Raw genomic sequence first — 2,671 nt, forward strand, 5'->3', positions numbered from 1 at the left:
CGAGAGATGACATCGGCTACGACCTCACTGAACACATCCTTCCTGTACTTGAATTGGAAATCAACAGCAGATTTACGCGAGAACAACTCAACGACAGCAGGAACTTCAATATCACGAGACGGAACTACTCTGCAGTCAACAGGGAAACCTCCCACAGAGATATTGTCAGGAAACTTCGAGTACTGAACCATGACATCGAAAAGGGTTTCAGCGTTATCAATACCCGACAACCTTGCCATATCAACGATCTGCTCGTAAGGAACTGAAGAGTGGCGCAAAGATTGGGCGAGCTGCTCTGAAAAACGATAAATTACATCGTTCAACCTATCACACGGAGACAGTCCTATCACATGGGGAAGCGTATTTGCGAAATACCCGAAATGCTCCTCACCTTCAGAAAAGCTCCTAACTGAGGGGGTTGATGCGGCAGTAAATCTATCGGACCCCAGGGCGACCCCGAATGAAATACAAGAACACACAAAAGAAACCGCATATTCAGTAACCGACATCCGGCGAGAAATTTCACCGATTAGGGATCCAGTTCCCTCGTTGAACGACTTCTCAATGACGGAAGACTTGGAGATTCCCTTGGAGGAAAAGTTTACCGCGCGTGATCTTTCCCCATGCATGCGCTCAATGATGGAACTCCAATAGGCGACATCGTTGTCAGTGACTGCAGTAGTGTCACCATCAACGCATGGCCTTTTCTGATCCGACCAACCTTTTCGAGGTTCATCATCCACAGAAGACGATAGTCTAGAATACTCGCGATCCAGCCTTCCTATCAAGGTAGTGAAGCTTTCAGCGTCCCAGCAGATGTGGTGTGTTACCAAAACCAAATTAATGGAATTTCCGCTACAGGCAAGCGAGCAGCGCAATAACTCACCTGAATTAAGTATAAATGGTTCAGCCATGTCCCCCGTCACTGGGGATCGGGAGTCAATTGAGTCAGTCAAGTCAGCTGAACGCGCCAAAAACGGATCGAATATCGGACCAGTCTCGGAAAAAGCAAATCCATCGCGATCGATCCAGTACTTTGTATGAAACTCTGGATACTTTTCACACAAAGCCCTAACAGAAGAGATGAGCTGCGTGATGTTTATGTCGCTTGGAAAAGTAAGCATCAATTCCACATTGTATGCCACACTCTCCGGAAATATACTCTGGTGGACGAGCATGCGCTTCTGCGAAGGTGGGATCATATCATGACATGGAATTTCATCGTTGTCACTCGTGAATTCAAACTTCCTACCCCCACCTGACGTAATTTTTCTGTTTTCAGTACTCATCGAACCGCGTCCTTTCCGGAGAGATTTGGAGAACGTGTAAAATATAGCCTGGGAATAGGACATGGGCGACCCTATTAAAACGGTAATCGGAAAGAAAACTGGTTATCCCAACCGACGGATGCCTTACCGCCCAGAACTTCTCGACCGGCACCTGAAAGGTGAACAGCGAGTAGCCCGGCGTGCACTGAAGAAGTGCGCCCCGGGGCATCCGTCCCCGCCTAGACCCCGACGAGCGAAAATTTTATAATATTACTTTTTGAAATCCAGACTCTTTAGGAAATCCAAGAATGCGTTGACACCCTGAGGGCCCGGGTTGTTTAGGGCAGTGGCTATGTCGCTCTGAAGATAAAATACACTCCCTGCCTTGGTCGCCGGAAGAGAATCAAAACCGGGGATCTTCTCAACCTCTTGTCGCTTTGTCGTGGACTCCCAGTCAAAAATAATGTCACCATCAAGGTCTGCAATATTCTCCAAGGACGACGTAATGACCGATTTGTTTTGAGAATCCTCCTGATTAGTTGCTGGAACTAAGCCGGTAAGCTCTAGCAGTCTTCCATTTCCATAACTGAACGTTCCTTTCTCTTTCTGTACTGATATATAGTTGTAGGTCTTTTCCGAGAGTTCCGCATCTCTTCCGAAATCTTCAAAATCCGACTTTATTTTACCGATTTCCGATTTTGCTTCCGACTCTTTCCCTACTGCCCTGGCAGTGGTTAGGTACCTCGTCTCCCAATCCACGTTCCTATCCTCGGATTCCGGTAATACTGTAGGAACTATAGCATTGGTCTTCTCAAAAGATTCTACATTCGGAAAATATAGGTTCTGGCCAACTAAAAGATCTGCATCCAGTGAGGCCAAGTGCTCATAGTTTATTTCTACCCCTCCCGGATTAAGAATATTACTATCGAGTATCTCTTTCAACCGCTCGGACAGCCAAGGCGCTGTCCGGTCTACGGTCTCTTGCGTGCCGGCAACAGCTACGGGTGTAATACCGAGAGAAAGTAACTCATCGGCAGTTGCAGAATTCAGCGCGATGATCCGTTCCGGCCGCTTAGCGATTTCAACGTTGCCGTACGGTCCAGGCAATGATATCGGGTAATTCTCTGACGATGACGCCGGGCTCGAATCCGTCGATTCGTTATCGGATGAGCAGGAGCCCGAGAGTAAGGCCAGCGCCCCTACCATAGTTGCTGCTATAATTTTTGTTGCTAACGATGTCATCGTGTATAGCTCCTCGTGTATCTACTGTGCGTCTACAGGACGACGCCCTCCTCGGATCGATTTCGAGACTTCGGACGTCGCTCTAGTTGCTGTACACTATCCAATACACTCCACATCCCATTGGGGTATACGAAGCGTTCTTAGCCTTGATTGCGACTTTC

General features: G+C 47.8%; 2 protein-coding genes. Both read right to left on the reverse strand.

Annotated features, from left to right (window positions below):
• On the reverse strand, window positions 1-1,352 hold a 1,352-nt coding region (locus ACTXPP_RS13995), incomplete at its 3' end, for a condensation domain-containing protein (RefSeq protein WP_443342707.1).
• 186 nt (window positions 1,353-1,538) lie between these two features.
• Window positions 1,539-2,510, reverse strand: coding sequence for an ABC transporter substrate-binding protein (locus tag ACTXPP_RS14000; RefSeq protein ID WP_443342710.1), 972 nt, complete (start codon window positions 2,508-2,510; stop codon window positions 1,539-1,541).
• Window positions 2,511-2,671 lie beyond the last annotated feature (161 nt).

It is taken from the genome of Candidatus Corynebacterium faecigallinarum (assembly GCF_052264515.1).
GTDB classification, from domain to species: Bacteria; Actinomycetota; Actinomycetes; order Mycobacteriales; family Mycobacteriaceae; genus Corynebacterium; species Corynebacterium faecigallinarum.